Annotated in this window: 27 protein-coding genes; 10 read left to right on the forward strand and 17 right to left on the reverse strand. The window is 59.2% G+C overall.

Translation table 11 applies throughout. The features are described from left to right. Positions 1 to 179: 179 nt before the first annotated feature. Positions 180 to 1319, reverse strand: coding sequence for an alkane 1-monooxygenase (locus G560_RS0100270; RefSeq protein ID WP_022702302.1), 1140 nt, complete (start codon positions 1317 to 1319; stop codon positions 180 to 182). A gap of 49 nt (positions 1320 to 1368) precedes the next feature. Beyond that, entirely contained in the window at positions 1369 to 2391 is a 1023-nt protein-coding gene (gene mutY, locus G560_RS0100275) for an A/G-specific adenine glycosylase (RefSeq protein WP_022702303.1), read from the reverse strand. Between the two features lie 78 nt (positions 2392 to 2469). On the opposite strand from mutY, the gene G560_RS0100280 reads away from it, so the two are divergent. From G560_RS0100280 to G560_RS0100315, 8 genes are all read left to right on the forward strand, one after another. After that, entirely contained in the window at positions 2470 to 3012 is a 543-nt protein-coding gene (locus tag G560_RS0100280; protein WP_022702304.1) for a DUF721 domain-containing protein, read from the forward strand. Continuing rightward, the gene (locus G560_RS0100285; RefSeq protein ID WP_022702305.1) at positions 3009 to 3629 is read left to right on the forward strand and encodes a DsbA family protein; all 621 of its coding nucleotides are present in this window, start codon (positions 3009 to 3011) and stop codon (positions 3627 to 3629) included. Before G560_RS0100280 ends, G560_RS0100285 begins: the two co-directional genes overlap by 4 nt. A gap of 3 nt (positions 3630 to 3632) precedes the next feature. Then, the gene (locus tag G560_RS0100290) at positions 3633 to 4766 is read left to right on the forward strand and encodes a CaiB/BaiF CoA transferase family protein (protein ID WP_022702306.1); all 1134 of its coding nucleotides are present in this window, start codon (positions 3633 to 3635) and stop codon (positions 4764 to 4766) included. A 150-nt stretch (positions 4767 to 4916) separates the two neighbouring features. Beyond that, entirely contained in the window at positions 4917 to 5519 is a 603-nt protein-coding gene (locus G560_RS0100295; protein ID WP_022702307.1) for a CDP-alcohol phosphatidyltransferase family protein, read from the forward strand. A 19-nt stretch (positions 5520 to 5538) separates the two neighbouring features. Continuing rightward, complete coding sequence (locus G560_RS0100300; RefSeq protein WP_028913556.1) at positions 5539 to 6723, forward strand: ABC transporter substrate-binding protein; 1185 nt, start codon at positions 5539 to 5541, stop codon at positions 6721 to 6723. After that, positions 6720 to 8423, forward strand: coding sequence for an ABC transporter permease (locus tag G560_RS21565; RefSeq protein WP_022702309.1), 1704 nt, complete (start codon positions 6720 to 6722; stop codon positions 8421 to 8423). The genes G560_RS0100300 and G560_RS21565 overlap by 4 nt, the downstream gene beginning before the upstream one ends. Then, a complete protein-coding gene (locus tag G560_RS0100310) occupies positions 8420 to 9049 on the forward strand; it encodes an ATP-binding cassette domain-containing protein (protein ID WP_022702310.1) in 630 nt (209 codons plus the stop codon). Before G560_RS21565 ends, G560_RS0100310 begins: the two co-directional genes overlap by 4 nt. Before the next feature lie 36 nt (positions 9050 to 9085). Then, the gene (locus tag G560_RS0100315) at positions 9086 to 9427 is read left to right on the forward strand and encodes a DUF2794 domain-containing protein (protein WP_022702311.1); all 342 of its coding nucleotides are present in this window, start codon (positions 9086 to 9088) and stop codon (positions 9425 to 9427) included. Between the two features lie 4 nt (positions 9428 to 9431). On the opposite strand, the gene G560_RS0100320 is transcribed toward G560_RS0100315, so the two are convergent. The 4 genes from G560_RS0100320 to epmA all read right to left on the reverse strand — a co-directional run bounded on the left by G560_RS0100320 (position 9432) and on the right by epmA (position 11856). Next, positions 9432 to 9875: a molybdenum cofactor biosynthesis protein MoaE gene (locus G560_RS0100320; protein WP_022702312.1), complete on the reverse strand. Its 444-nt coding sequence runs from the start codon at positions 9873 to 9875 to the stop codon at positions 9432 to 9434. A gap of 4 nt (positions 9876 to 9879) precedes the next feature. After that, positions 9880 to 10128 (reverse strand): molybdopterin converting factor subunit 1, encoded by a 249-nt coding sequence (gene moaD, locus G560_RS0100325; RefSeq protein ID WP_022702313.1) that lies wholly within the window; start codon positions 10126 to 10128, stop codon positions 9880 to 9882. Further along, positions 10125 to 10748 carry a CDP-diacylglycerol--glycerol-3-phosphate 3-phosphatidyltransferase gene (gene pgsA, locus G560_RS0100330; protein WP_022702314.1) on the reverse strand — a complete coding sequence of 208 codons (624 nt, stop codon included), beginning with the start codon at positions 10746 to 10748 and terminating at the stop codon, positions 10125 to 10127. The genes moaD and pgsA overlap by 4 nt, the downstream gene beginning before the upstream one ends. Before the next feature lie 61 nt (positions 10749 to 10809). After that, entirely contained in the window at positions 10810 to 11856 is a 1047-nt protein-coding gene (epmA, locus tag G560_RS0100335; RefSeq protein ID WP_022702315.1) for an EF-P lysine aminoacylase EpmA, read from the reverse strand. Positions 11857 to 11959: 103 nt separating this feature from the next. Here epmA and efp point away from each other — a divergent pair, with 103 nt between their 5' ends. After that, positions 11960 to 12526, forward strand: coding sequence for an elongation factor P (gene efp, locus G560_RS0100340; RefSeq protein WP_022702316.1), 567 nt, complete (start codon positions 11960 to 11962; stop codon positions 12524 to 12526). Between the two features lie 325 nt (positions 12527 to 12851). Beyond that, complete coding sequence (locus G560_RS0100350; RefSeq protein ID WP_155947073.1) at positions 12852 to 13583, forward strand: hypothetical protein; 732 nt, start codon at positions 12852 to 12854, stop codon at positions 13581 to 13583. 42 nt (positions 13584 to 13625) lie between these two features. Here the strand turns inward: G560_RS0100350 and pcaC are convergent, their stop codons facing one another. The 11 genes from pcaC to mutM all read right to left on the reverse strand — a co-directional run bounded on the left by pcaC (position 13626) and on the right by mutM (position 24918). Beyond that, positions 13626 to 14003 (reverse strand): 4-carboxymuconolactone decarboxylase, encoded by a 378-nt coding sequence (gene pcaC, locus G560_RS0100355; protein ID WP_022702319.1) that lies wholly within the window; start codon positions 14001 to 14003, stop codon positions 13626 to 13628. Positions 14004 to 14061: 58 nt separating this feature from the next. Continuing rightward, on the reverse strand, positions 14062 to 16515 hold the full coding sequence (gene gyrB / locus G560_RS0100360) for a DNA topoisomerase (ATP-hydrolyzing) subunit B (RefSeq protein WP_022702320.1): 2454 nt from the start codon (positions 16513 to 16515) through the stop codon (positions 14062 to 14064). A 92-nt stretch (positions 16516 to 16607) separates the two neighbouring features. Further along, on the reverse strand, positions 16608 to 17228 hold the full coding sequence (locus tag G560_RS0100365; RefSeq protein WP_022702321.1) for a LysE family translocator: 621 nt from the start codon (positions 17226 to 17228) through the stop codon (positions 16608 to 16610). Then, positions 17225 to 18028: a nucleotidyltransferase domain-containing protein gene (locus G560_RS20145; protein WP_022702322.1), complete on the reverse strand. Its 804-nt coding sequence runs from the start codon at positions 18026 to 18028 to the stop codon at positions 17225 to 17227. Before G560_RS20145 ends, G560_RS0100365 begins: the two co-directional genes overlap by 4 nt. Then, a complete protein-coding gene (locus G560_RS0100375) occupies positions 18025 to 18450 on the reverse strand; it encodes a VOC family protein (protein WP_022702323.1) in 426 nt (141 codons plus the stop codon). The genes G560_RS20145 and G560_RS0100375 overlap by 4 nt, the downstream gene beginning before the upstream one ends. Then, positions 18447 to 19541, reverse strand: a complete 1095-nt coding sequence (gene recF, locus G560_RS0100380) for a DNA replication/repair protein RecF (RefSeq protein WP_022702324.1) — start codon at positions 19539 to 19541, stop codon at positions 18447 to 18449. Before recF ends, G560_RS0100375 begins: the two co-directional genes overlap by 4 nt. Positions 19542 to 19624: 83 nt before the next feature. Further along, entirely contained in the window at positions 19625 to 20743 is a 1119-nt protein-coding gene (dnaN, locus tag G560_RS0100385; protein WP_028913559.1) for a DNA polymerase III subunit beta, read from the reverse strand. A gap of 151 nt (positions 20744 to 20894) precedes the next feature. After that, positions 20895 to 22244 carry a chromosomal replication initiator protein DnaA gene (gene dnaA / locus G560_RS0100390; RefSeq protein WP_022702326.1) on the reverse strand — a complete coding sequence of 450 codons (1350 nt, stop codon included), beginning with the start codon at positions 22242 to 22244 and terminating at the stop codon, positions 20895 to 20897. 501 nt (positions 22245 to 22745) lie between these two features. After that, a complete protein-coding gene (gene rpsT / locus G560_RS0100395; RefSeq protein WP_022702327.1) occupies positions 22746 to 23021 on the reverse strand; it encodes a 30S ribosomal protein S20 in 276 nt (91 codons plus the stop codon). 186 nt (positions 23022 to 23207) lie between these two features. After that, positions 23208 to 23984 (reverse strand): enoyl-CoA hydratase, encoded by a 777-nt coding sequence (locus G560_RS0100400; RefSeq protein WP_022702328.1) that lies wholly within the window; start codon positions 23982 to 23984, stop codon positions 23208 to 23210. Between the two features lie 58 nt (positions 23985 to 24042). Beyond that, positions 24043 to 24918, reverse strand: coding sequence for a bifunctional DNA-formamidopyrimidine glycosylase/DNA-(apurinic or apyrimidinic site) lyase (mutM, locus tag G560_RS0100405; RefSeq protein WP_022702329.1), 876 nt, complete (start codon positions 24916 to 24918; stop codon positions 24043 to 24045). Between the last annotated feature and the right edge of the window lie 22 nt (positions 24919 to 24940).

Here is a 24940-nt window from a genome sequence, read left to right on the forward strand (position 1 = left end):
TTTCAAAGTTTACCGCCTGCGTCAGGGGCCGCCCCTGATGCTACTTGCCCGCCGTGCTTGCATGGCGGGTTTTTTTGCCTGAAATGTTCGCGCGCGGACACATTTTTAAGCTATTGTAATACAACAATAATTACATTTTCATTAACCAAATATTAGTGCGTACACAGCCGCGAACGCACCTAGCGCGGAGCGGGGTTCAACGCCTTGTTATAGCTGTGCCAGTCGGTGATGTCGGGATAGTTGACCTTGCGCCAGTTGCGCACACGCGGGTTCATCATGCGTTTGAACAGGGGCGGCACCATCGCGGCGGCGGTCATGACCGGATAGCCGTAAGGCAGTTGCGGGGCCTCGTCTGCCGTGTAGGTTTGCAGCAAGGGAAAGCGGCGGTCGGGTTTGTAATGGTGGTCGGAATGACGTTGCAGATTGATCAGCAACCAGTTTGACGCGGTGTGATCGGCGTTCCACGAATGGCGGGGCAGGACGTGTTCATACTTGCCTTCGCCCAGATGGCGGCGGGTCAGGCCGTAATGTTCGACATAATTGACCAGTTCCAACTGCCAGATGGCCACGGTTGCCTGATACAAAAACAGTGCAAGGCCCATCCAGCCCCCGACGAGCAGCGCGAGGAGGAGCATGGCGGTTTGCAGGGCAGCGTAGCGCCAGAACGGGTTGCTGAAATCGGTCACAGGCAGGTTGCGCCGCGCCAGCATGGCCTTTTCGGCCTTCCAACTGGACAGGAGCGACTGGCGTAGAACGCGCGGCAAGAAGCGGTGGAACCCTTCGTTATAGCGCGCGGTCACAGGGTCGCGCGGGGTGCCGACATAAAGGTGATGCACGCGCAGATGTTCGGACCGGAAATGGCCGTAGAGGACCGAAGCAAGCAGAAGATCGCCCAACCAGCGTTCGAGTTTGGATTTTTGGTGCATCAGTTCATGGCTGTAATTGATGCCCACAGTGCCGGAAATGATGCCCATACCAAAGAAAATGAGGATCGATTCCAGCGCGCCCAAATGCTCGGCGCGGGGAACGTAATAGAGCAGCCACATAAGCAAAGCGAATTGCACCGGAAACCAGATCAGGGTGATCGCGCGATACCATTGAAGGCCGGACTCGGGCGTTTCCAGGTCGGGGTTGTCGGTGTTGCGGCCGATGATGGCGTCCAGCACCGAAAACAACCCCCAAGAGGCCAGCGGCATCAAGAGAACCGCCCAGCCGCCAACAAGTGCCGAGAGCACCGCCACAGGCACAAGACCAAGAGATAACCAGAAGGGCAGAGCGTGGTTGATGCGGGACACTTCGGCGGCGGGAATGGTTGTCATGGGGCACCTTTATGGATTGGGCGCATGATGGCTGTGCCCCACGCCACGGTCAACGTGGCAAAAGGGCTGGCAACGCAAGGTCATAGGCCTTGCGCATCAATGTGGGCAGGTTTTCGGGGTTAACGGGCTGAAACGTTCCGTGATCGGGGGGCGCGCTTGTGGTGGCAGCCAGCACGGTTAGGTCGGCGTGGAAATGGGTGAAGGTGTGGCGGATACTGCCCATATCTTGCCAATTGGCGGTGATGGGGGCGGCACTGTGGGGGGATTTCGTATCCCAGCCGTTGCCCGGAAAGCCGATAGTGCCGCCCAAAAGCCCCTTTTCGGCGCGCTGTTCCACGAGCCAGCGGCCATCGGGATGACGGGCGAGCCAAAGGGTGCCCGCGCGCGTGGGCTTTTCCGGTTTCGGGGTTTTGCGGGGCAGAGTGGTTTGGGTGCCATGTGCGTAGGCGGCGCAGTATTCGCGCAATGGGCAGAGGCCGCAGGCAGGGTTGCGCGGGGTGCAAATGGTGGCGCCAAGGTCCATCACCGCCTGCGCATAATCACCTGCGCGGGTTTGGGGCGTCAGGGTGGTGGCAAGGGCGGTAAGTTCGGGTTTCGCTGCGGGCAGCGGCGTGTGGATGTTGAACAGGCGGGCCATGACCCGTTCGACATTGCCATCCACCACGGTGGCGGGTTCATCGAACGCAATTGAGGCCACGGCGGCGGCGGTATAGGGGCCGATGCCCGGCAGTTTTATGAGGGTTGCGTAGGTATCGGGAAAGCCGCCTAGGGCCTGCACAGCGCGCGCACATTTCAGCAGGTTGCGGGCGCGGGCGTAGTAGCCAAGGCCCGCCCATTCGGCCATGACATCGGCATCATCGGCATTTGCGAGGTCGGTGACCGTGGGCCAGCGGGCCGTGAAGCGGGTGAAATAGGCGCGCACGGCGGCCACGGTGGTTTGTTGCAACATCACTTCGGACAGCCAGATGCGGTAGGGGTCGGCTTGTTGGCCGCTGTGGGGCGGGCTGCGCCACGGCATTTTGCGGGCGTTTTGGTCGTACCATTGCAGCAAGGCGGTGGATTGGGGGCGCATTGGTTTTTCTTTACCTTCATTCCTGCTGGCACCGCGCAGCACTTGGGGTAAGATAGCGGCAGTTGAAGGAATGACCAGATGAAGCCGCCCAAGGGCCAACAGTTTGAGGGAAAAACCCGCCGGATGCGGGGGTTTGAGGCGGCCTCGGGGCTGTTGAAAGAGCGTATTCGCAGCGCGGGGGAATCGCGGGGATTCGCGGTGACGCGGTTGTTGACGGCCTGGGGCGAGATTGTGGGCACGGAATTGGCGGCGGTGACGCGGCCCGTAAAGGTGGGCTATGCCAAGGGTGGGATGGGGGCGACGTTGACGCTGCTGACCACATCATCTAACGGGCCAATGGTGCAGATGCAGCTGCCCGCGATCAAGGAAAAGGTGAACGCCTGTTACGGATATGCGGCGATTTCGCGGGTGGTGGTGACGCAAACTGCGCCCATGGGATTTGCCGAGGGGCAGGCGGAATTTGCGCCGGCGCCGGTGAAAAAGGCGGCCCCCGACCCTGCGATAAAGGCCGAGGCGAGCCGGATTGCAACAGGTGTTCACGATAATGCGTTGCGGGATGCACTTGAATCTTTGACGCAAAACTTCTTATCTCGGGCTAAATCACAAAAGGGCAGATCATGAACCGTAGAGAATTCACCCTGGCGCTGGGCGCTGTTTTGGCCGCAACTGCGATGCCGGTTTGGGCGCAAACCGCGCCTGCTGCGGATTTGCCCGTGGTGCCGGATATGGCGATCGGGAATATGGACAGCAAGGTCGTGCTGACGGAATACGCGTCCTATACCTGCCCGCATTGTGCGACGTTCCATTCGGAAGTGTTCAAGGATTTGAAGCGCGATTACATCGATACCGGCAAGATCAAGTTCGTGTACCGCGAGGTGTATTTTGACCGTTACGGTTTGTGGGCGGCAATGATTGCGCGGTGTGGCGGCGAAATGCGGTATTTCGGGATTCAGGATTTGCTGTTTGCCAATTTGACCGAATGGGCGGGGTCAGATGATCCGGCCAAGGTGGTGGACAACCTGCGGCGTTTGGGGCGGACCGCCGGGTTGGAGGACGCGGCGATGGATGCTTGTCTGAATGACGGGGCGATGGCGCAGGCGATGGTGAACAAGTATCAGGCGGATAGCGAGGCGGACGGGATTAATTCGACCCCGTCGTTTGTGCTAAACGGGGTGAAGCATAGCAATATGAACTATGCCGATCTGAAGGCGTTGCTTGACGCTGAATTGGCGAAGTAAGCGATGGATGCGCCGCTGAAAGGTATTCGGGTCATTGAGTTGGCCCGTATTTTGGCTGGACCTTGGGCTGGGCAAACCTTGGCCGACCTTGGCGCGGATGTGATAAAGGTAGAGGCCCCGGAAGGCGATGACACGCGCCGCTGGGGTCCCCCCTTTGTCGACCACGATGGCGAGCGGTCGGCGGCCTATTTCCATGCGACCAATCGGGGGAAACGATCTGTTACGGTGGACTTCCGGACTGCTGAGGGGCAGGAGGTTGTGCGCCGGCTGGTGGCCGATGCGGATGTGGTGATCGAGAATTTCAAGCTGGGGGGGCTTGCGAAATACGGGTTGGATTATGCCAACCTGTCGCAGGTGAACGCGGGACTGGTGTATTGTTCGATCACCGGCTTTGGCCAAACCGGTCCCTATGCGCACCGCGCAGGGTATGATTTCATCATCCAAGGCATGTCGGGGTTGATGTCTGTCACGGGCGAACCGGACGGCCAACCGCAAAAGGTGGGCGTGGCGGTAACGGATATTTTCACCGGCATCTATGCGTCCACCGCAATTCTGGCGGCGTTGCACCAACGCACCAGCACAGGGCAAGGCCAACATATCGACATGGCGCTTTTGGATGTGGCCACGTCGATCATGGCCAATCAGGCGATGAATTATCTGACCACGGGCACCGCGCCGCAAAAGATGGGGAATGCGCACCCGAACCTTGCCCCCTATGCGGTGTTTGATTGCGCCGATGGATGGATCATCATTGCCACCGGAAATGACGGGCAATACCGCAAGCTGTGTGATCTACTCGGCCTGTCTGCCCTTGGCACAGCGCCCGAATTTGTCACCAATGCCGACCGTGTTGCCAACCGTGTGGCGATGACCGAGGCACTGACCCGCGCCACCAATCAGCGCAGCAAGGCCGACCTTTTGGCCGCTTGCGAGGCGCATGGCGTGCCCGCGGGCCCGATCAATGACCTTGCCGAAGTGTTCGCTGACCCCCAAGTTATCGCCCGCCAAATGCAGATCGCGCCCGGTGGGTTGAAAGGCGTACGCTCGCCCATGACCTTTTCACGCGCAGATTTGTCGCTGGATCGCCCCGCCCCGAAACTGGGCGAACACCAAGATGAGATCTTGGGTAAACTCTGACTCCTCCAATTCTCTTTGGTCCAAATATCCATCTGCCCTTTGCGCTCGTGCCTCTCTAACGGCATTGTGCGCGGTTGTAACACCAAGGGGGGCTGACAGACGGGCGGCGGGTAGGCTAGTCAAAACAACCTGCCCAGAAAGGCCCCGCCCATGATTGACGCCGCGATTTTGCCCATCATAAGGGCCGTGCTGGATGCGCCCGCACGGGCGTTGTTGGCGCGGGGCGTGGGTGCGGATCAAGTCACGCTGGCAGGGTTTGGGATCGGGCTGTTGGCGCTGCCGGCGCTGTGGTTGGGCTGGTACTGGCTTGCGCTTGCGCTGATTTTGACAAACCGGATTGCGGACGGATTGGACGGGGTTATCGCGCGGCATGACGGCCCCACGGATCGCGGCGCCTTTCTTGATATTGCGCTTGATTTCTTTTTCTATGCCACGGTGCCTTTGGGCTTTGCGCTGGCGGCCCCTGAAAATGCCTTGGCGGCGGCGGTGTTGATCTGTGCTTTCGTTGGTACAGGGTCGTCCTTCCTTGCCTTTGCGACCATCGCGGCCAAGCGGGGGATGCGGGCCGAGGCGTACCCAACCAAAGGCATTTTCTATCTGGGCGGGTTGACCGAAGGCACCGAAACCATCGTGGTGTTCGTGCTTATGTGTCTGTTTCCTGCGTGGTTCGCGCCCTTGGCTTATGGCTTTGCGGCGGCGTGCCTGTTCACTACCCTTTTGCGTTGGCTGCAAGGCTGGCGTGCATTTTCATGATCTTTGTAAGGAACTTCACATGCGTTCACTGATGATTGCGGTCCTTGGCCTTGGCCTTGCCACCCCTGCGCTGGCCGATTGGCAGCAAACCCTTGACGCGGCACGTGGCCAGACGGTGTATTGGAACGCCTGGGGCGGCGATGCGCGGACCAATGCGTTTATTGAATGGGTGGGTCAGCAGACCGAGGCGAAGTACGGCGTGAAGGTAGAGCAGGTCAAGCTGACCGATACCGCGACAGCCGTGACCCAAGTGATTTCGGAAAAGGCGGCAGGCAAGGACAGCGGCGGGTCGGTTGATATGATTTGGATCAACGGGCCGAATTTCTTGTCGATGAAGGAACAAGGCTTGTTGCACGGGCCGTTCGCGGCTGATTTGCCCAATGCCAAATATGTGGATTTGGGGCCGGAGGCTGCGGCGGCGGTGGATTTTACCGTGCCGGTTGAAGGGTATGAAAGCGCGTGGCGGTTGGCGCGGTTTGTGTTCACGTATGATTCGGCGGTGGTCACGACCCCGCCGCGCGATATGGCGGGTTTTCTGGATTACGCGCAGGCCCATCCGGGACGTGTGACGCACCCTGATGTCAGCAATTTCATGGGGGCCACGTTTTTGAAACAGGCCTTGGTAGAATTTGCGCCGGATAAGGCGGCGTTGTTGGCCCCTGTCACGGATGAGGCCTTTGAAAATGCCACGGGGTTTTTGTGGGAGTGGTATGACGCGATGCGCCCGTTTATGTGGCGCGAGGGGGCGACATTTCCCGAAAACCAATCGGTGCAGCAGCAATTGCTGAACGATGGCGAGGTGGACTTTGGCGTGTCGTTCGACCCTGCATCAGCGGCGGGGGCGATTGCCGAAGGGCTGTTGCCGGATACCGCGCGCGTGTTCGTGCCGCGGGGCGGGTCGATCGGGAATATATCCTTTGTGGCGATCCCTTATAACGCAGCCAACCGTGAAGGGGCCGAGGTTGTGGCGAACTTTTTGTTGGACCCAGCCACGCAGGCGCATCAGCAGAATATTGAGGAATTGGGCAGTTTTTCGGTGCTGGACCCAGCGCGGTTGAGCGATGAGGAGAAGGCCGTGTTTGCGGCCTTGCCATCGTCGCCGGCCTTGCCAAAGTTGGAGGATTTGGGGCCGACGTTGTTGGAGCCGCATGCAAGCTGGATGACCAAGCTGGTTGACGCTTGGGGCGAGCGTTACACCAAGTGACAGAGGGCCGTGCGTTACGGGCTGTGGTTGCCTTGGCCTTGATGGGCGGCGTTGTGCTGCCCATTCTAGCCGGGTTTGCCCAGACGGCGCGGGCGGCTTTTGGTGTGTTGCCGGCGATTGGGGCGGTTGATTGGTCGTTTGAACCGTGGCGGCAGTTGATGGATTTGCCCGGGTTTGGCACCAGTTTACGGCTGAGTTTGGCGACCGGGCTGGGGTCTACGGTTTTGGCACTGGGGTTGGCGGCGGGGTTTTGTGCTTTGCTGCATGGCCGGATGGGGCATGGCGCGATGGGACGGTTGTTGATGCCGTTTTTGGCGGCACCGCATGCGGCACTGGCGATTGGGTTGGCGTTCTTGCTGGCCCCGTCGGGGTGGATTGCGCGGATGGTTTCGCCTGTGTTGACGGGGTGGGACAGGCCGCCGGATCTGGCCACGGTGAATGACGGGTGGGGTGTGGCGCTGATGGTCGGGTTGTTGATCAAAGAGGTGCCGTTTTTGCTGTTGGTGATGGGGTCGGCCTTGGGGCAGTTGCCGGTGCGGGCGCATTTGGCGGCTGGGCGGGCGCTGGGCTATGCGCGGGGGGTGGTGTGGGTCAAGGTGATCTTGCCGCAGGTTTACCCGTTGATACGGCTGCCGATTTTCATCGTGTTGGCGTTTTCGCTGTCGGTTGTGGATATGGCGATTATCCTTGGGCCGTCGAACCCGCCGACGTTGGCCGTGGCGATTGTGCGGTGGTTTTCGGCGCCGGATGTGGGGTTGATTTTGCCGGCATCTGCGGCGGCACTGTTGCAGGCGGGGGTTGTGGCGGCGGCGGTTGGTGGCTGGATTTTGGGGGAACGGGTGGCGTGCCATGTGGGCCGTTGGTGGCTGCGGCGTGGCGGGCGCGGGCATGGGGCCGAGCCGGGGTTATGGGCGGCAAGTGCGGTGGTGGCGGGGTTGATGGGGCTGGGTGCGCTTGCGCTGGTGGCATTGCTGGTCTGGTCATTCTCGTGGCGCTGGTCGTTTCCGCAGGCCTTGCCGCAAAGCTGGTCGATGAAGTTGTGGATGACGCCTGGCAGCGGTTGGGGGCGGGCGTTGCAGGCGACGGTGGTGATTGGCGTTGCGGCCACGGTGGCGTCTTTGGTGCTGGCCGTGGCGTGGCTGGAGGGCGAGGACCGTGCGCGGCGGGGGCGGGCTGGCTGGGCGCAGGCGTTGATTTATTTGCCGTTACTGGTGCCGCAGATCGGGTTTCTCTACGGGCTGAATGTGTTGTTTTTGACCATCGGGATCAGCGGCGGGATGCTGGCGGTGATTTGGGCGCAGATGCTGTTCGTCTTTCCCTATGTGATGATCGCACTGTCGGACCCGTGGCGTGCGCTGGACCCGCAGCATTTGCGCGCGGCGGCGGCGCTGGGGGCGGGTCCGTGGCGGCGGTTGTGGGCGGTGAAGCTGCCCATGTTGGTGCGGCCGTTGATGGTGGCGGCGGCGATTGGGTTTGCCGTATCTGTGGCGCAGTATTTGCCGACCTTGTTCATGGGGGCGGGGCGGATTGCCACGCTGACGACCGAAGCGGTGACGCTGGCAAGCGGGTCTGACAGGCGGGTCGTGGGGGTGTATGCGGTGTTGCAGGCGGGGTTGCCGTTTTTGGCGTATGGTGCCGCGCTGTTGGTGCCCGCCATCGTGTACCGCAACCGGCGCGGGTTACTGGGAGGGGCCGTATGAGCCTTGAGTTACAAGAGGTTGGCGTGGGGCCGAAAGGCGGCCCGCCGTTGTTTGCCGCGATTACCTTGCGGGTGGAACCGGGTGAGGTTGCCACCTTGATGGGGCCATCGGGGATTGGGAAATCGACGCTGCTGGATGCGATTGGCGGGCATTTGGCGCATGGATTTGTGGTGGCCGGTGCGGTGCGGTTGAACGGGCGGGATGTGTTGGCCCTGCCTGCCGAGGCACGGCGGATCGGGGTTTTGTTTCAGGATGCGATGCTGTTTCCGCATTTGTCGGTGGGGGATAATTTGGCCTTTGGGCTGGCCCCGTCTGTGCGCGGGGCGGCGCGGCGCGTGGCGGTTGAGGCGGCGCTGGACCAAGCGGGGCTTGCGGGGTTTGCGGCGCGTGACCCCGCCACGCTGTCGGGCGGACAGCGGGCGCGGGCGGCGTTGATGCGCGCACTGTTGGCGGAACCCGAGGCGCTGTTGCTTGACGAACCCTTTTCACGGCTGGACGCCGAGTTGCGGGCCGAGATCAGGGCCTTTGTCTTTGACCATTTGCGCCAGCGAGGGATTCCTGCGTTGATGGTGACGCATGACGCCAGTGACGCGGATGCGGCGGGCGGGGTTGTGGTGCAGTTGTAGGTTGCACTGTGAATTTCTGGGGCTAGTCTGGACCTTATGACAGCCGAGCCGCCTATCCCGTTTCATGCCCCCATCCCCGAGCAGGTTAGTTTTGACCGGCGCGAGCTGGGGGTGATTTTGTCACTGTATGGGCAGATGGTGGCGCGGGGGGAATGGCGCGATTACGGGATTTCGGCCTTGCGCGAATTTGCGGTATTTTCGGTGTTTCGGCGCACGGCGGAAAACCCGATGTACCGGATTGAAAAGCGCCCGAAGCTGCGCGCCAAGCAAGGCATGTATTCGGTAGTGGGCATGGACGGCCAAGTACTGCGGCGCGGGCATGATTTGGCGATGGTGCTGCGGGTGCTGGAGCGCAAGATGATTCACGGGGTGGAGTAAGGCGCTACCAGCGCTTTAAGGCGGCTTCGTCTTCGGCGCGAGCCGCGACCCAATCGGTTTTGCTGGCAGTGATCTCTTTTTTCCAAAACGGCGCACGGGATTTCAGGTAATCCATCAGAAATTCGGCGGCGGCAAAGGCATTAGCGCGGTGGCGTGATGCGGTGGCGACCATCATGATGGGATCGGTGGGTGCGAGGGCGCCGTAACGGTGGATGACAAGGCAATCGGTCAGATGCCAGCGTTGCATCGCCTGTTCGGCGATGCTGGTTAGCGCGCGTTCGGTCATGCCGGGGTAATGTTCGATTTCCATCACGGCCAGATCGCCTGCCGCGCTGTCGCGTGTGATGCCGGTAAAGGTGACAATGGCACCCGCGCCTGTGGCCGATTGGGCAAAGGCGTTGGATTCGGCCCCCATATCAAACGGTTCGGATTGGACGCGAATTTGCATGGGGTTAGCCCCCTGTCATCGGTGGAAAAAACGCGATTTCGCGGACGCCTGCGAGGGGGGCATCGAAATCGGACAATTCCTGATCGAGTGCCACGCGCAGGGATGACAGATCGGAAAAGGCCAAGGCATAGCGTTCTTCGCGCAGTATCAGTTCAGCGATAAGGTCGTTGACGGTAGCGGCGGATGTTTCCACCTGTTCGCGTGGCAGGCCGATGCGTTCGCGAACCCATGCGAAATACAGCACGTCGATCATGTGTCATCTTTCAGATAGGGCAGCGCCTTGCGGAAATAATCCCACCCCGTGACGGCGGTCAGGATAGCGGCGATCCAGATCAAAAGCATTCCGACATGGGTGGCCATCGCGGCAAGGGAAAGGACGGCCTTTAGTTCACCTTCGCCTGCGCGGGGGGGGCGGCCATCCTCCATGAAGGCAAGGCCGGTGCCGAGGAAGAGGACGGCGATGGCGACCATCTGGGCGGTGGTTTTCCATTTGGCGAGTTTGGTGACCTTGAGCAGACCCGCCTTGGCCCCAAGGAATTCGCGCAGGCCGGAGACGAACACCTCGCGGAACAAGATGACGGTGGCAGGCAGGATAAGCCAAGGGTTCATGCCGGAATAGCCGGTGATGACCATAATGGCGATGACGACCATAGCCTTATCGGCAATCGGGTCGAGCATGGTGCCGAACTTGCTTTCTTGTTTCCACAGGCGGGCGAGGTAGCCGTCGAAAAAGTCGGTGATCGCGGCGAGCACAAAGAGGGTCAGAGCAAACCAATCGGCCCAAGGCCGCTGGAAATAGAGGAACATGACCACAACGCCGGGGGCGGCGAGCAGACGCAGGACGGTAAGGATATTGGGTACGTTCCACCTCATGCGTTGATTGGTAGCGCAGGCGGCGCGTGGGGGGAAGAGGGTTCTTTGTCGCTGGGCGGGTTCAGGGGTGGGCCACGGGGGCCCAGATCACGTGGTCGATGCTGGGGGCGGCGGTGGCGAGCATGACGAGGCGATCAAAGCCCATTGCGATGCCGGACGCGTCGGGCATGTGGGTCAGTGCGGTCAGGAAATCTTCGTCCAGCGGGTAGCGCGTGCCGTAGAGGCGGTGTTTTGCGTCCATTTCTTGGGTGAAGCGGTGGCGTTGTTCTGTGGCGTTGGTGAGTTCGCCAAAGCCGTTGGCGAGCTCGACGCCGCAGGCATAGACCTCAAACCGTTCGGCACAGCGCGGATCATCGGGGCAGGGGCGTGCGAGGGCGGCTTCGGGCAATGGATAGCGGTCGAGCATGGTTATTTGGCCGTGGCCTAGGTGGGGTTCAATCCGTTCGGCGAGGGTGCGAGAGAACAGGTCGGACCATGTGTCGTTTGGGGCGTGGGCGATGTTTTGGACGGCCATTTGGGCGGCGAGGGCATCGCGGTTGGTTTGGCCATCGGGGGTGATTGTGGCGAGCAGGTCGATTTGGGCATGTTGGTGGAAGGCATCGGCGACCGAGAGGCGTTCGTAGGGCAGCATTGGGTCGCAGGTATGGGATTTATAGCGTAGGTGGGTGCTGCCTGTGGCTTGCATCGCCAGTTGGGCAAAGGCGGCGCAATCGTCCATCAGAACAGTGTAATCCTGACCCACGCGGTACCATTCAAGCATGGTGAATTCGGGGCTGTGCAGGGCCCCACGTTCGCGGTTGCGCCAGACATGGGCAAAGGCGTGGATGCGGTGTTCGCCTGCCGCCAGCAGTTTTTTCATCGCAAATTCGGGGGAAGTGTGCAGGAACATGGCGTGGGGTGTGCCGTCATTGCCGATGGCGCTGGTCTCGAACGCGTGCAGGTGGGTTTCGTTGCCGGGGCTGATGACGAGGGCGCTGGGATCCACCTCGATGAAATCCTGTTCCGCAAGCCAGCCGCGCAGGGCATTTTGGATGCGGTTGCGGGCCAAAAGGGCGGGGCGGCGGCCTTCGTGCCTGTCGGGGTGCCACCAGTTTAGGGGATTTGACATGCGATGTGCCTTTGATCTGGAGATTTGGGCCAAGATAGGCTAATGCCTAGCGCCAACGGCCCGCGCAATAGGTGACGGGTGCAACAGTTACAAGGAAATTCGCGTGAAAGTCATCGCCTCCTCGCTGCGCAAGGGCAATGTCGTTGAGATGAACGACAAGCTGTATGTTGTTTTGACTGCTGAAAACTTTCACCCCGGTAAAGGCACGCCGACGACATCGGTGAACATGCGCGGCATTCTGGACGGCGTGAAGGTTTCGGAACGCTGGCGCACGACCGAGCAGGTTGAGCGCGCGCATGTCGACGAGCGGAAGTATAATTTCCTGTATGCCGATGGCGAGGGGTTCCACTTTATGGAGCCAGTGAGCTTTGACCAGATTTCGGTTGGCGAAGACGTGATTGGCGACACAGCGGTGTTTTTGAAAGACGGGCTGGAAGTGTCGTTGAAAACCTTCAACGGCGTGTGCATTGCGATTGAATTGCCGCAGCGGTTGACGGTTGAGGTGACGGAAACCGAGCCTGTGGTGAAGGGGCAAACGGCATCTTCATCTTACAAACCGGCGCTGTGCGATGAGGCCGTGCGCGTGATGGTGCCGCCGCATATCGGGGTTGGCACGCGGATCGTGATTAACACCGAGGATAATTCCTATGTGGAACGCGCCAAGGATTGATTCGGTTGAGTTGAGTTGTGAAAAAGGCCCTGCCGGTTGGCGGGGCCTTTTTGGTTTTGGGGCCTTGATCGTGGACGCCGCTGGATAGCGGATTTATTGTTTTTTGCACAAATAAGCAAGATTTCGCTGATTTTGGTACCCCTTGGTGGTCTAAACGTGTACTAAGAACTATATAGGGAATGGGTGAGCTTTACGTCCGCTTTACAACCCTAACTATTATATAGATTTTTGAATTCATGTAAAATCGTATCGGTTGCCGGAACCAATTGAGCATGGCAAGCGTTACATTCCATAAAACACTGCTTCCGGAAAGGAATTGTGTTCCATGCGACGCATAGTTCGAAAAATCCACCACTCTGAAGGGCAAGCGAGCAAGAGCGCCTTGTCATCGCCGCGGCCTTCAAATTTGGGCCTTACGGCAATTCTGTTGGGCGTTGTGGCTGCCGGTATTTGTTTGATTGTGCTGATCCTGGCTGGGTATTCGTTATTCAAGTCACTGATTATTGCCGTGGCTATAGAAATTTTTGTCGCCTGCGCGGTTATTGTGTTTGGCGCCTTTCGATTGCGAAAGCTTGATCTGCAACCGGATGTCAGTGTTGGGCACTGTGAAGCGAGCACGAAGCCGCAAGACATATGGCGGACGTATTTGCCAGCCCTGCAGTCGGATGTTGCGGTCAGGACGGCGCTTGTTGCCCCAAATACGGGTCAGAGTCGCAGCATTGCGAAGGATCTTGCCGAGCTGGGCCATGAAACGCACCACAGCACGAGTGCCGAAGCCGTACTTGATTGCCTGATGTCCGCGCCAAATGTTTGGGACATGCTGATTTTTGATCTGGATTCATCCCCAGATCTGGATGACGCCGTTGACGATTTGTTGGAATTCCGCAAGGCCTGCCCAACCATTCCCGTGCTTTTGCTGTCGAGCACCGTGCTTGGTGACGATTTGTCACATCAGCGCCGTTGGATTGGCGATGCAACGCTGCGCAAACCCATTTTTCGCAAAAGGTTGATTGCAGGGCTGTTCGCTGCAAATGCTAATTTTGCAGCAGCAGGGTGAGTGTTGTGGACCTAAGCCCGGACAGAAAAACGATCCGAGCTTTTAGTCTGTAGAGCGTTCGGCCAGAACCTCTTTGGCGATGCGCATGGCGGTGTTGGCGCGGGGGATGCCTGCGTAGACGCCGACATGCAAGATCGCCTCGATAATATCATTTTCGGATGCGCCGGTGTTGGCGGTGGCGCGCAGGTGCAGGGCAAGTTCGTGATCATTGCCCGTGGCGGCCAGAATAGCGATGGTCATCATCGACCGTTCGCGCAGGGAAATTGTGTCGCGGGACCAGACATGGCCCCAAGCGGTATCGGTGAGAAGGGCCTGAAAAGGCGCGTCAAAGGGTGTTTGCCCAGCCTGTGCGCGGTCAACATGGGCATCGCCCAGCACGCGACGGCGGGTTTTGATGCCGGTTTGGCGCAGGTCGGACATGGCGTTTCCTTTGGGGGCTTCCTTTGGGGGGGCGGGGCCGCGAACGGCCCCGATTATATCAAAAGTCCAAGTGTTCAACGCTGAGGGCGTTTTGCTGGATGAATTCGCGGCGGGGTTCCACCACATCGCCCATCAGCTTGGTAAAGATGTCGTCGGCATCGGCGAGATCTTCGACCTTTACCTGCAACAGGGTGCGTGCCTCGGGGTCGAGCGTGGTTTCCCAAAGCTGTTCGGGGTTCATTTCGCCCAAGCCTTTGTAGCGCTGCAGGGACAGGCCCTTTTCGCCTTCGGCCAGAATGGCCTTGAGCAGGTCAATCGGGCCGTTGATGAGGGTGTTGCGGTCTTTGCGGACCAGATTGCCATCGTTGCCCGCGTAAACATCGCGGTGCGGGGCGGACACTTGGGACAGGCGCCGCGCCTCGCCCGAGCGCAGAACAGCGCCATCCAGCGTGCGAATTTCTTCGACGCCACGCAGAACGCGGGCAAGGCGGATGCCGTGATCTTGGGTGATGCGGCCGGTCCAGCCGCGTTCGTATTCGGTTGCCACCGCGTCCAAACGCTGGGCGACTTTGTCGGCCACAGATTGCAAATCACTGTCGGCGCTACCCGCATCAAACGCGCCTGCGAGGGCGGCTTGTTCAAGGATGTTGCGCGGGTAATGCGTTGGGAACGCTTCCAAAATCCGGCGGAACTGGCGCGCGCCTTCGATCACGCGGATCAGGTCGCTGCCCGCAATTTCCTCGCCCGAGGTCATACGCAGGATGGCCCCGTCGATGCCTTGTTCGATCAGATAATCCTCAAGCCCCGCCTGATCTTTCAGGTAGACCTCGGACTTGCCGCGGGCCACTTTGTAAAGAGGCGGCTGGGCGATATAAAGGTGCCCTGCCTCGATCAACTGCGGCATTTGCCGGAAGAAGAAGGTGAGTAAAAGGGTGCGGATGTGCGCGCCATCGACGTCCGCGTCGGTCATGATAACGATTTTGTGGTAGCGCAGTTTTTTCAGGTTGAATTCGTCGCGGCCAATGCCGGTGCCCATGGCGGTGATCAGCGTGCCGATTTCTTGGGAACCCAGCATCCGGTCAAAACGGGCGCGTTCGACGTTTAGGATTTTACCTTTGAGCGGCAGAACAGCCTGATTTTGACGGCTGCGGCCTTGTTTGGCGGAGCCGCCAGCCGAATCCCCCTCGACGAGGAAAAGTTCGGCTTTGGAGGCGTCTTTTTCCTGACAATCGGCGAGTTTTCCGGGCAGGTTGGAGATGTCCAAAGGCGATTTGCGGCGGGTTAGATCGCGGGCTTTGCGGGCAGCTTCACGGGCCAAAGCGGCCTCAATGATTTTGCCGACGATGATGCGGGCGATAGAGGGGTTTTCTTCAAACCACTCGGCCAGCTTTTCGTTGACCATGCCTTCAACAGCGGCGCGGACCTCGGAACTGACCAGCTTGTCTTTGGTCTGGCTGGAAAACTTTGGGTCCGGCACTTTGACTGACAGCACACAGGTCAGGCCTTCGCGGGCGTCATCGCCAGTGAAATCGACCTTTTCTTTTTTCGCGATGCCGGTGGATTGGGCATAGTTGTTGATGGTGCGGGTCAGCGCGCCACGCAGGCCGGCAAGGTGGGTGCCGCCATCGCGCTGCGGGATGTTGTTGGTAAAGGGCAGGACGTTTTCGTGGTAGCTGTCGTTCCACCACATCGCCACCTCAACAACGATGCCGCCTTTTTCACCGATGATATAAATCGGTTCAGGCATGATCGAGGTTTTGGAACGGTCGAGGTATTTGACGTATTCGCGCACGCCGCCTTCATAGAACAGTTCTGTTTGCAGGGGTTCTGCTGGGCGTTCATCAATCACGATAATGCGCGCGCCGGAATTGAGGAAGGCCAGTTCGCGCAGACGGTTTTCCAGCGTTTTGAAGCTGTATTCCAGATCGGAAAAGGTGCCATCGGGGCGATTGGTTTTGGCCGAAGCCATAAAGCGCACCTCGGTGCCCTTTTCGCCGGGGGCGGGGCCCACCTCGCGCACATGTTCGACGCAATCGCCGTTTTCAAAGCGGGCGAAGTATTCTTTGTCGTTGCGCCAGACGCGCAATTCCAGCCAATCGGACAGGGCGTTGACGACTGAAACCCCCACGCCGTGCAGACCGCCCGAGACTTTGTAGGCGTTGCCATCATCATCGGTGTTGTTGAACTTACCGCCCGCGTGGAGCTGGGTCATGATGACCTCGGCGGCGGAAACGCCTTCTTCCTTGTGGATATCGACCGGAATACCGCGGCCGTTGTCGCGCACGGACACCGAGCTGTCAGCGTGGATTTTGACGGTGACGGCGGTGGCGTGGCCTGCCAGCGCCTCATCAATTCCGTTGTCGACGACTTCATACACCATATGGTGCAGGCCCGACCCATCGTCGGTATCACCGATATACATGCCGGGGCGTTTGCGGACAGCCTCTAACCCTTTGAGAACTTTGATAGAATCGGCGCCGTATTCTGCGGGCTTTTTGGCTTCTTCGGTCATGCGGACTTTCCTTGAACTCTGACCCAATTTATAGGCGTTTTGGGGGGGAATGTCACGCCCAAGACACAAGATTTAGCGGTTTGTGCGCGGGGTCAGATGAAAGGGATAATCAGGCCAACGCCGACCAGCAAACAGCCCGAAATGATGTTCAATCGGCGCAGGCGGCGGGGGGAGGCGAGGAGGCGGCGGGCGCGGTCTAAAAACAGGGCAAGGCAGAGGTTGCCGATGATGGGCACGATGGCCGAAACGGCAAGAATGGCCACTATATCGGGAGTTGTGACGCGGCTGAGATCAAAGAACCCCGGCAGCACGCCCATATAGAACAGGATGGCCTTTGGGTTGCCTGTTACAGCGGCGACGCCCACGATGAACCCCGCCCACATGCCTGGGCGCGTCATGCGGCTGTCGGTGTTAGGTGTTTCGGTTGGTTTGCGGATGAGCAAGATGCCCATGATGATAAACACGGCAGCGGCCAGCCAGCCAAGGGCGGCCAAAAACCCGCCATAGATGGAGAGAATCCACGTCAGGCCAAAGATCGCCGCCAGAGGCCAAGCCATATCGCCCAAGGCCACGCCAATCGCGAGGGGCCAAGCGCTGGAAAACCCACCCGACAGCGCGCGCGCGGTCAGTGCCACCCAAACCGGCCCGGGGATGATCCACAGCACGGCCAAGCCACCGGCATAGAGCAGGAGTTGGTGGAGGGTGACGGTCATTCCGGCACCGCGCGGGTCAAGCGGTGATGCAATTGATTGGCCAATGCCCAATGATCGGGGCTTGTTGCAGGGGCGTCTTGGGCCAGCCACGCTGTTGCAGCGGCAAGCTCTTGGGCAATCAGGTCATCAATCGCGGGGTTGGTCTGAGGGCTGGTGCCAAGCTCTCCGGCGTCCAGCTTGGTTGCGATCATGGCATTGATATACTGGATTACCGCATCGGGCAGGTCGGTGCTGCCCATCAATTCGCCCATGTTCATCGGGGCAAGCGCATGGTTATGAAGCCGCATGTGACGCAAGGCCAGCACGGGACGAATGGTGTAAAGATAGCGCTTTAGCTTGATGCTGCCGTTTGGCAAACGAAGCCCATCACGTTGTTTTTGCGCAAGATTGACATAGTGCCATGTCACTGGCCTGCGGGTCAGAACCTGTTGGCAAAAGTTGGCGATGGCGGTTCGTGCGTTTGGGGCGTCGGCATAAGTGATCGGTGATTGCAGCCATTCGGGCAGCACCGCGTTGGATTTCAACGCCAATTCCAGAGCCTTCGCCAGTTCCCAACCCGAAATATCCAGCTCATCCGAAATGGGATATTCGATGACATCGCGGCGGTCGTCAATCCGTAGATGCCACCTGACGGGGCGGGCATAGACAAAGCGAACGTCATAATCACTGTCATGCGAATGGAACCCCCAAGCCCGAGAGCCGGATTCAACCGCGAACAGGATCGTTACCTGCTCCTCGGCTACAATCTGCGCCAGCTTATGCCGGATCAGGGCGTGCATATCATCGCTGACGGGCTTCATGGCAATGTCAGGCTGCCGTCATTTTGCAGCTGCCAAAACGGGTTCATCGCAACCTCCCAGACATGCCCGTCAGGATCGGCCCAATAGCCGGAATAGCCACCCCAGAATACCTTTTCGGGGGCCTTTAGCGCGGTTCCCCCCGCAGCAAGGGCTGCGGAAAAGGCGGCATCCACCTCTGCCTCGGTAGTGAAATTCTGGGCAAGGGTGATGGCACCCACACCCAAGGGGGCGTCAGGGCGACCTTGGTCCTTGGCAAGCTCGGTCAGGGGGAACAGGCTCAAGGCTGCGCCATGAAGCTGGAAAAAAGCCACGCCATCCTGACTTTCCGAATGCTCTTGCCAACCAAGGCGGGCGTAAAAGGCGCGTGATGCCGCCAAATCTGCCACACCCAATGTGATCAAGGTAACGCGCTGTGGGGTCATAGGGTGATCTTTGCAATCTGTGACTGGTTGTCGATTTCAGAAATGGCAAAGCCTTGGGCGCGAGGGCCAAGGCTGTCAAACAGCGCGGCCTCGGTGCCAGTCATGATGGCCTGCGCGCCCAAAGCGCAGATTTCATCATAGAGTGCGGCGCGGCGCTGGGTGTCGAGATGGGCCGCCACCTCATCCAGCAAGATGATCGGCGCGGCACCCGTTTCGGCGGCAAGGGCGCGGCCATTGGCAAGGATCAGGCTGATAAGCAGGGCCTTTTGCTCTCCGGTAGAACATTGATCGGCGGGAACGTTCTTGTCATGATAGCGGGCTGACAGATCGGCGCGGTGGGGGCCATTCAGGCTGCGGCCTGCGGCCATATCGCGGCGGCGCCCTTGGGCGAGTGCGGTCGCCAAATCCTCGACGGGTTCGGGGTTGTTAAGCATCAAATCGGCGCTGGGAAAGGCTGAGTTTGCATCGTCTTGGGCGATTTGCAAACGGCGCAGGGTTTCGGCGCGATTCGCCTCGATCTGCACGGCGGTTTCCACCATCCGCGATTCCAGCGCGCGATACCAATGGGCGTCTTGCACCTGATCTTTCAGCAAACGATTGCGGTCGCGCATGGCCTTTTCATAGCCCAGCACCGCCTCGGCATGGTCGGGTGAAAAGCTAAGGGTCATGCGGTCCAAAAACCTGCGCCGGCCTTCGGCGGCCTCTATCCACAGGCGGTCCATTGCTGGTACCAGCCATAAGATTCGGGCAATGCGGGCCAAGGCGACTTGGGTCGCGGATTTTCCATCAATGCGCACATGGCGTGGCTGGCCCGCTTCGGCCCCTGTTTCTACCTCATGCGTGGCCTCAGGCCCTTGCAAGGTTGCGGCGACCTTCCAACCCAATCCTTCCGGCTTACGTGTAATCTCATCCACGGTTGCACGCCGCATTCCACGACCGGGCGATAACAGCGATACCGCTTCCAAAATATTGGTCTTACCTGCACCATTCAGCCCGATAAGCGCAACTGGACGTCCATCAAACCCGATCCGCGCAATGCGGTGGCTGCGGAAATGCGACAAGGCCAGATCGGTGATCACAAAACCCGACATGCTGGCCTTTCATCTTTGCAAAAATACCTCACGGGGGTCCGGGGGTGTCAAACCCCCGGCTTGGTCACGAAAACCAGCGCCGGTTAAACGCGCATCGGCATCACGACATAGATGGCACTGGTATCATTGCCTTCGCGCATCAATGTCGGGTCGCCCGAAGAGTTGAACATGAACACCGCATTTTCGCGGTCCACTTGGCTGGCGATTTCCAGCAGGTATTTGGCGTTAAAGCCAATTTCCAGCCGTTCATCGCTATAGGCCACGGCCAATTCTTCCTCGGCCGCGCCAGAATCGGGGGCGTTGACGGACAGGACCAAACGGTCCTCATCCAGCGACAATTTCACGGCGCGCGAGCGTTCGGAGGAAACGGTGGCCACACGGTCCACGGCCTTGGCGAATTCTGAGGCGTCCACTTCCAGCCGCTTGGTGTTGCCGGTCGGGATAACGCGGGTGTAATCGGGGAACGTACCGTCAATGACTTTGGAGGTCAGCGAAATGGCAGGCGTGGCAAAGCGCACTTTGGTTTCTGATACCGACACGGCGATAATTGCCTCATCATCATCCAGCAGCTTGCGCAATTCGTTCACAGTTTTGCGCGGCACGATCACACCCGGCATGCCGTTGGCCCCTTCGGGCAACGGCGCGTCAATGCGGGCCAGTCGGTGGCCATCGGTGGCGACGCAGCGCAGCACAGGACCGTCTTCGCCTGTGGAGACGTGCATATAAACGCCGTTCAGGTAGTAACGGGTTTCCTCGGTCGAAATGGCGAATTTCGCCTTGTCGAACAAGCGGCGCAGCTGTGGTGCGGGGGCCGAGAAATTGCTGGAATATTCCGAACTTGCCATGACGGGAAAGTCTTCTTTCGGCAAGGTCGCGAGATTGAAGTTGGAGCGGCCTGCGGTCACGGTCAGGCGGCCAGAGGCGGCATCTTCGGACAGGTTGACCAGCGCGCCATCGGGCAGTTTGCGCACGATTTCGTGCAGCATCACGGCCGAAACGGTTGTGGAGCCAGCGCGTTCCACCACGGCGGGGGCGCGGTCGACCACCTCGATATCCAGATCGGTGGCGCGGAACGACACGGTGTCGCCCTCAGCCTCGATCAGCACATTGGCGAGGATCGGAATTGTGTTGCGGCGTTCCACAACAGATTGGGCTTGGCTGACGGCTTTCAAAAGTGTGCCGCGTTCGATGCTGATCTTCATGGTCCCAATCCTTTGCCCGTCATTCGCCCCGCCGATAACCATCCGGACGGGAAGCCGAAGTTAGCGGTTTTCGGCCGTTTCACAAGGGGTTTGAACCCCGATTGCCGCGCAGAGTGCCGAAATCTGTGGCGAGTGTGGTTTTGTGGCCCGTCTAGCCCTGCAACAACCGCTTGAGCATTTGCAGATCGTCAGACAACTGGCTGTCGGCTGTCATCAGCTCTTCAATCTTTTTTACGCCGTGCATGATTGTTGTGTGGTCGCGCCCACCAAAACGGCGGCCGATATCGGGCAAGCTGCGGCTGGTCAATTGCTTGGACAGATACATCGCGATCTGGCGGGGCCGTGCGATGGTGCGCACCCGCTTTGGCCCGATCATATCGGACAGGCGGATATTGTAATGTTCGGCCACTTTGCGTTGGATTTCTTCGATCGTGACCTTGCGATCAGAGGCGCGCAGGATGTCGGCAAGGCAATCCTGGGTCAGGTCCAGCGTGATTTCGCGGCCAACAAGGCTGGCAAAGGCAAACAGACGGGTCAGCGCGCCTTCAAGCACGCGAACATTTGTGGAAATGCGGTGCGCCAGAAATTCAAGCACGCCAGAAGCGATTTTCAGGTCGCGGTATTGGGTGTGATAAAATTCGGCCTTTTGTTGCAGGATGCCAAGGCGCAGTTCGTAATCGGTTGGGTGCAAGTCCACCACAAGCCCGCATTGCAGGCGCGATTTGATGCGTTCTTCAAGCCCCTTGATTTCGCCGGGCGCACGATCAGCCGAAATGACGATTTGTTTGTTCTGGTCCACTAGCGCGTTGAAGGTGTGGAAAAATTCCTCTTGGGTGCTGTCTTTGCCCGCGATGAATTGCACGTCATCGACCATCAGCACGTCAACCGAGCGGAAAAGTTCCTTGAAATCCATGACCTGACGTTCACGCAGGGCCTGCACAAAGCGGTACATAAACTGTTCGGCCGAAAGGTACAGCACGCGCAATTCGGGTTGGCGGGTTTGCAGCTCGTGCGCGATGGCATGCATGAGGTGGGTTTTACCAAGGCCGACGCCGCCGTACAGGAACAGCGGGTTAAAGGTGACGGGGCCACCTTCGGCCACGCGGCGGGCGGCAGCATGGGCCAATTCATTGGGTTTGCCGACGACAAAGCTGTCAAAGGTAAAGCGGGCGTCCAGCGGGGCGCCGGGGACGTCTTTGTCATCAGACGGGCGCTTGCGGGGCGCAGCTTCGCTTGGCTTGACGGATTTTGTGGGCGCATTTCGTTCCAACGCGAATTCAACGCGGTCAACCGCAGCGCCGGAGGTTAGAAGGTGGTTCAGGATATGTTCAGCGAAATTGCGCTTTACCCAGTCACCAAAAAACGTGGTGGGCACGGCAAAGCTGGCCACGCCATCGTCCAGTTTCGACAGTTTCAGAGGTTCAATCCACGTAACATAGTTATCTTTACCAACCCGCTTGCGCAGATCTTCGCGAATTTTAACCCAGCCGTCGTTCGTCATACCACTACCTGTCTATCGACCCCGCCTTTTCCCAAAGAATGGGCAAAAAGGCCTTTAGGCGACGCGCTGCGGCTTGGTGGTTGCACGCTGCCCGAGGGCGGCCTGAAACCTTGGGACAAAAACATGCAGCCGCGACAGCAAATGCTGTTCCGGTTGTTACCCTTTTGCCCCGACAAATCGCCGAAACAGCTGGGCGAACCCGTTCAATAGGAAAGACACCGCATAAGCGGGGCATTGCAGCCGAATCCTAACAGAACGCGGCCACGTTTGTCCCCCAGGACGAAGTGAATCGCTTGGTGACGTTAGCAACCAGTCTGCGGGCAGGGCAACCGATCTTATCTGTTGACAGAGATTTGATTGAAGCGAATCTGAGGGGGTGGGCAAATTGGCCACGCCCCTGTTTTTCCTTCGACGGAAAGTGCAAAAAAGGCGCATTTTGAATGCGCCCTTTGAAATTATTTGTATCTTTTGATTTGCAGGCGGGTGACCTGCGATCATAGATTAGACTGTCGTTGCTGCCAAGGCGTTCACACGTGCGGCCAAGCGCGAAATTTTGCGCGACACGGTGTTCTTGTGCAAAACGCCTTTGGAAACGCCACGGGCCAGTTCCGGCTGTGCTGCGCGCAGGGCGGCTGCGGCTACGGCCTGATCGCCACCAGCAATCGCCTCTTCAACTTTGCGCAGGTAGGTGCGGATGCGCGAGCGGCGGGCCTTGTTCACGTCATAGCGTGCTTCGGACTGGCGGGCGCGTTTTTGGGACTGGGTTGTGTTAGCCATGGGACAGAATTCCTATTTGTCTGGGTCGTTTATGTTTCGCTATGCACAATAGACCCAAGACTTCCGCCCATATCAGCGGAAATGATTCTTGCCTTAAGCGGGCCCACGCGCATTTCAGCAAGCCGTATAGGCCAAGATGCAGGTTTTGAAAAGGGATAAAGCGAATCGCGTTTGGTCCGTATCGCCTTAGCGATCGCGGAACTGTGGCGTGCGCTTTTCCATAAAGGCGGCCATGCCTTCTTTCTGATCCTCGGTCGCGAACAGCGAGTGGAACAAGCGGCGTTCGAACAGCAGGCCTTCGGTCAACGTGGTCTCGTAGCTGCGATTCACGGCCTCTTTGGCGGCCATTGCCGTGATCATGGATTTCTCGGTGATCTTGGTCGCGGCCTTCTTGGCCTCTTCGATCAGGTTCTTGGCGGGCACAATGCGGGATACGAGGCCGCAGCGCTCTGCCTCGACCGCGTCCATGTTGCGGCCTGTCAGGTGCATATCCATCGATTTGGATTTGCCGATAAAACGGGTCAGGCGCTGGCTGCCGCCGAAACCGGCGATGACGCCAAGGTTGATTTCAGGTTGGCCGAATTTGGCGGTATCGGACGCAATGATAAAGTCGCAGGCCAGCGCCAGTTCGCAGCCGCCGCCCAAAGCATAGCCGGACACAGCGGCGATAATGGGCTTGCGGATTTGCAGGATGGCATCGGAAATGCCGCCAAACAGGTTGGTCGAATAGACATCAACAAAGTTGAGTTCTGCCATTTCCTTGATGTCGGCACCTGCGGCAAAGGCCTTGTCCGAGCCTGTAATGACGATGCAGCGCACCTTGTCATTGGCATCGGCGGCTTGCAGTACGGTCGCCAATTCGGTCAGCATTTTGGCGTTCAGCGCGTTCAAGGCATCGGGCCGATTGAGGCGGATGAGGGCAATATAATCCTCGATCTCGACGATCAGTGTTTCATAGGCCATCTGCGTATCCTTTGGTCTGTCCCCTAGGCCGGACTCTGTAACAGGGCTGTGGGCAGGATCAAGTCTTGTTGCGGATTTTTGGGGCGGGTTGGCAATGCGGGCAAAAGAAAGACGAGCGGCCCGATTGCACGATGCGCTGGATTTTGGCGGTGCAATTGGGGGTAGTGCAGGGTTCGTTTTCGCGGCCATAGGTGCGGAAACGGTGTTGGAAATAGCCCAATTCGCCATCGGCTTGGCGGTAATCGCGCAGGGATGATCCGCCCGCCTCTATCGCCTCGGCCAGCACATCGCGGATTATGGGGACAAGGGCCGCCACGGATTTGGCGGGCAGTTTGCCTGCGGGGTGGGCGGGGTGGATGCCTGCGCGGTAAAGCACCTCGCACACATAGATATTTCCCAAGCCAGCGACGACATGCTGATCCAGCAGGGCGGTCTTGATCGGCGTGGCGCGGCCTTTCAGGCGTTGGGTCAAATAGGTTTCGTTGAAGGTGTTGCCAAAAGGTTCGGGGCCGATTTGGGCCAGCAGGGGGTGGGCATCGCCCAAAGCGGTATCGAGCAGGTCCATTGCGCCAAAACGGCGGGCATCGTTAAAGGTGATGCGCGCGCCGTTGCCCATTTGCAGGACAACATGGTCATGTTTGGCGGGGGCGGGGTGGTCGTGATAAAAATCACCCTGCATTGCGCCGGAAATCAGGATACGGCCCGACATGCCAAGGTGAATGAGCAATGATTCCCCTGATGACAGGTCTGCCAGAATGTATTTTGACCGCCTGCGCAGGGCCGTGACCTGTGCGCCCGTCAGGCGTTGCGCCATGTTGGGCGGAAAGGGCCAGCGCAGATCGGGGCGATTTACGGCTGCGTGGGTGATGATCTGACCTGTCATCACAGGGTCCAACCCACGGCGCACGGTTTCAACTTCGGGCAGTTCGGGCATGGGGTGGCCTTTCGGACAGATG

The organism is Pseudorhodobacter ferrugineus DSM 5888, from assembly GCF_000420745.1.
Lineage (GTDB): Bacteria > Pseudomonadota > Alphaproteobacteria > Rhodobacterales > Rhodobacteraceae > Pseudorhodobacter > Pseudorhodobacter ferrugineus.

Excerpts from the sequence above, each read along its gene's own strand:
- G560_RS0100270 (WP_022702302.1), bottom strand. The coding sequence starts at position 1,319 with ATGACAACCATTCCCGCCGCCGAAGTGTCCCGCATCAACCACGCTCTG.
- rpsT (WP_022702327.1), bottom strand. The coding sequence starts at position 23,021 with ATGGCTAACACAACCCAGTCCCAAAAACGCGCCCGCCAGTCCGAAGCA.
- pgsA (WP_022702314.1), bottom strand. The coding sequence starts at position 10,748 with ATGAGGTGGAACGTACCCAATATCCTTACCGTCCTGCGTCTGCTCGCC.
- G560_RS0100295 (WP_022702307.1), top strand. The coding sequence starts at position 4,917 with ATGATTGACGCCGCGATTTTGCCCATCATAAGGGCCGTGCTGGATGCG.
- G560_RS0100300 (WP_028913556.1), top strand. The coding sequence starts at position 5,539 with ATGCGTTCACTGATGATTGCGGTCCTTGGCCTTGGCCTTGCCACCCCT.
- G560_RS0100290 (WP_022702306.1), top strand. The coding sequence starts at position 3,633 with ATGGATGCGCCGCTGAAAGGTATTCGGGTCATTGAGTTGGCCCGTATT.
- G560_RS0100315 (WP_022702311.1), top strand. The coding sequence starts at position 9,086 with ATGACAGCCGAGCCGCCTATCCCGTTTCATGCCCCCATCCCCGAGCAG.
- G560_RS0100320 (WP_022702312.1), bottom strand. The coding sequence starts at position 9,875 with ATGCAAATTCGCGTCCAATCCGAACCGTTTGATATGGGGGCCGAATCC.
- G560_RS0100400 (WP_022702328.1), bottom strand. The coding sequence starts at position 23,984 with ATGGCCTATGAAACACTGATCGTCGAGATCGAGGATTATATTGCCCTC.
- G560_RS0100310 (WP_022702310.1), top strand. The coding sequence starts at position 8,420 with ATGAGCCTTGAGTTACAAGAGGTTGGCGTGGGGCCGAAAGGCGGCCCG.
- pcaC (WP_022702319.1), bottom strand. The coding sequence starts at position 14,003 with ATGTCCGACCTGCGCCAAACCGGCATCAAAACCCGCCGTCGCGTGCTG.
- dnaN (WP_028913559.1), bottom strand. The coding sequence starts at position 20,743 with ATGAAGATCAGCATCGAACGCGGCACACTTTTGAAAGCCGTCAGCCAA.
- G560_RS0100350 (WP_155947073.1), top strand. The coding sequence starts at position 12,852 with ATGCGACGCATAGTTCGAAAAATCCACCACTCTGAAGGGCAAGCGAGC.
- dnaA (WP_022702326.1), bottom strand. The coding sequence starts at position 22,244 with ATGACGAACGACGGCTGGGTTAAAATTCGCGAAGATCTGCGCAAGCGG.
- mutY (WP_022702303.1), bottom strand. The coding sequence starts at position 2,391 with ATGCGCCCCCAATCCACCGCCTTGCTGCAATGGTACGACCAAAACGCC.
- G560_RS0100365 (WP_022702321.1), bottom strand. The coding sequence starts at position 17,228 with ATGACCGTCACCCTCCACCAACTCCTGCTCTATGCCGGTGGCTTGGCC.
- G560_RS0100375 (WP_022702323.1), bottom strand. The coding sequence starts at position 18,450 with ATGACCCCACAGCGCGTTACCTTGATCACATTGGGTGTGGCAGATTTG.
- epmA (WP_022702315.1), bottom strand. The coding sequence starts at position 11,856 with ATGTCAAATCCCCTAAACTGGTGGCACCCCGACAGGCACGAAGGCCGC.
- recF (WP_022702324.1), bottom strand. The coding sequence starts at position 19,541 with ATGTCGGGTTTTGTGATCACCGATCTGGCCTTGTCGCATTTCCGCAGC.
- G560_RS0100280 (WP_022702304.1), top strand. The coding sequence starts at position 2,470 with ATGAAGCCGCCCAAGGGCCAACAGTTTGAGGGAAAAACCCGCCGGATG.
- mutM (WP_022702329.1), bottom strand. The coding sequence starts at position 24,918 with ATGCCCGAACTGCCCGAAGTTGAAACCGTGCGCCGTGGGTTGGACCCT.
- G560_RS0100285 (WP_022702305.1), top strand. The coding sequence starts at position 3,009 with ATGAACCGTAGAGAATTCACCCTGGCGCTGGGCGCTGTTTTGGCCGCA.
- gyrB (WP_022702320.1), bottom strand. The coding sequence starts at position 16,515 with ATGACCGAAGAAGCCAAAAAGCCCGCAGAATACGGCGCCGATTCTATC.
- moaD (WP_022702313.1), bottom strand. The coding sequence starts at position 10,128 with ATGATCGACGTGCTGTATTTCGCATGGGTTCGCGAACGCATCGGCCTG.
- G560_RS20145 (WP_022702322.1), bottom strand. The coding sequence starts at position 18,028 with ATGAAGCCCGTCAGCGATGATATGCACGCCCTGATCCGGCATAAGCTG.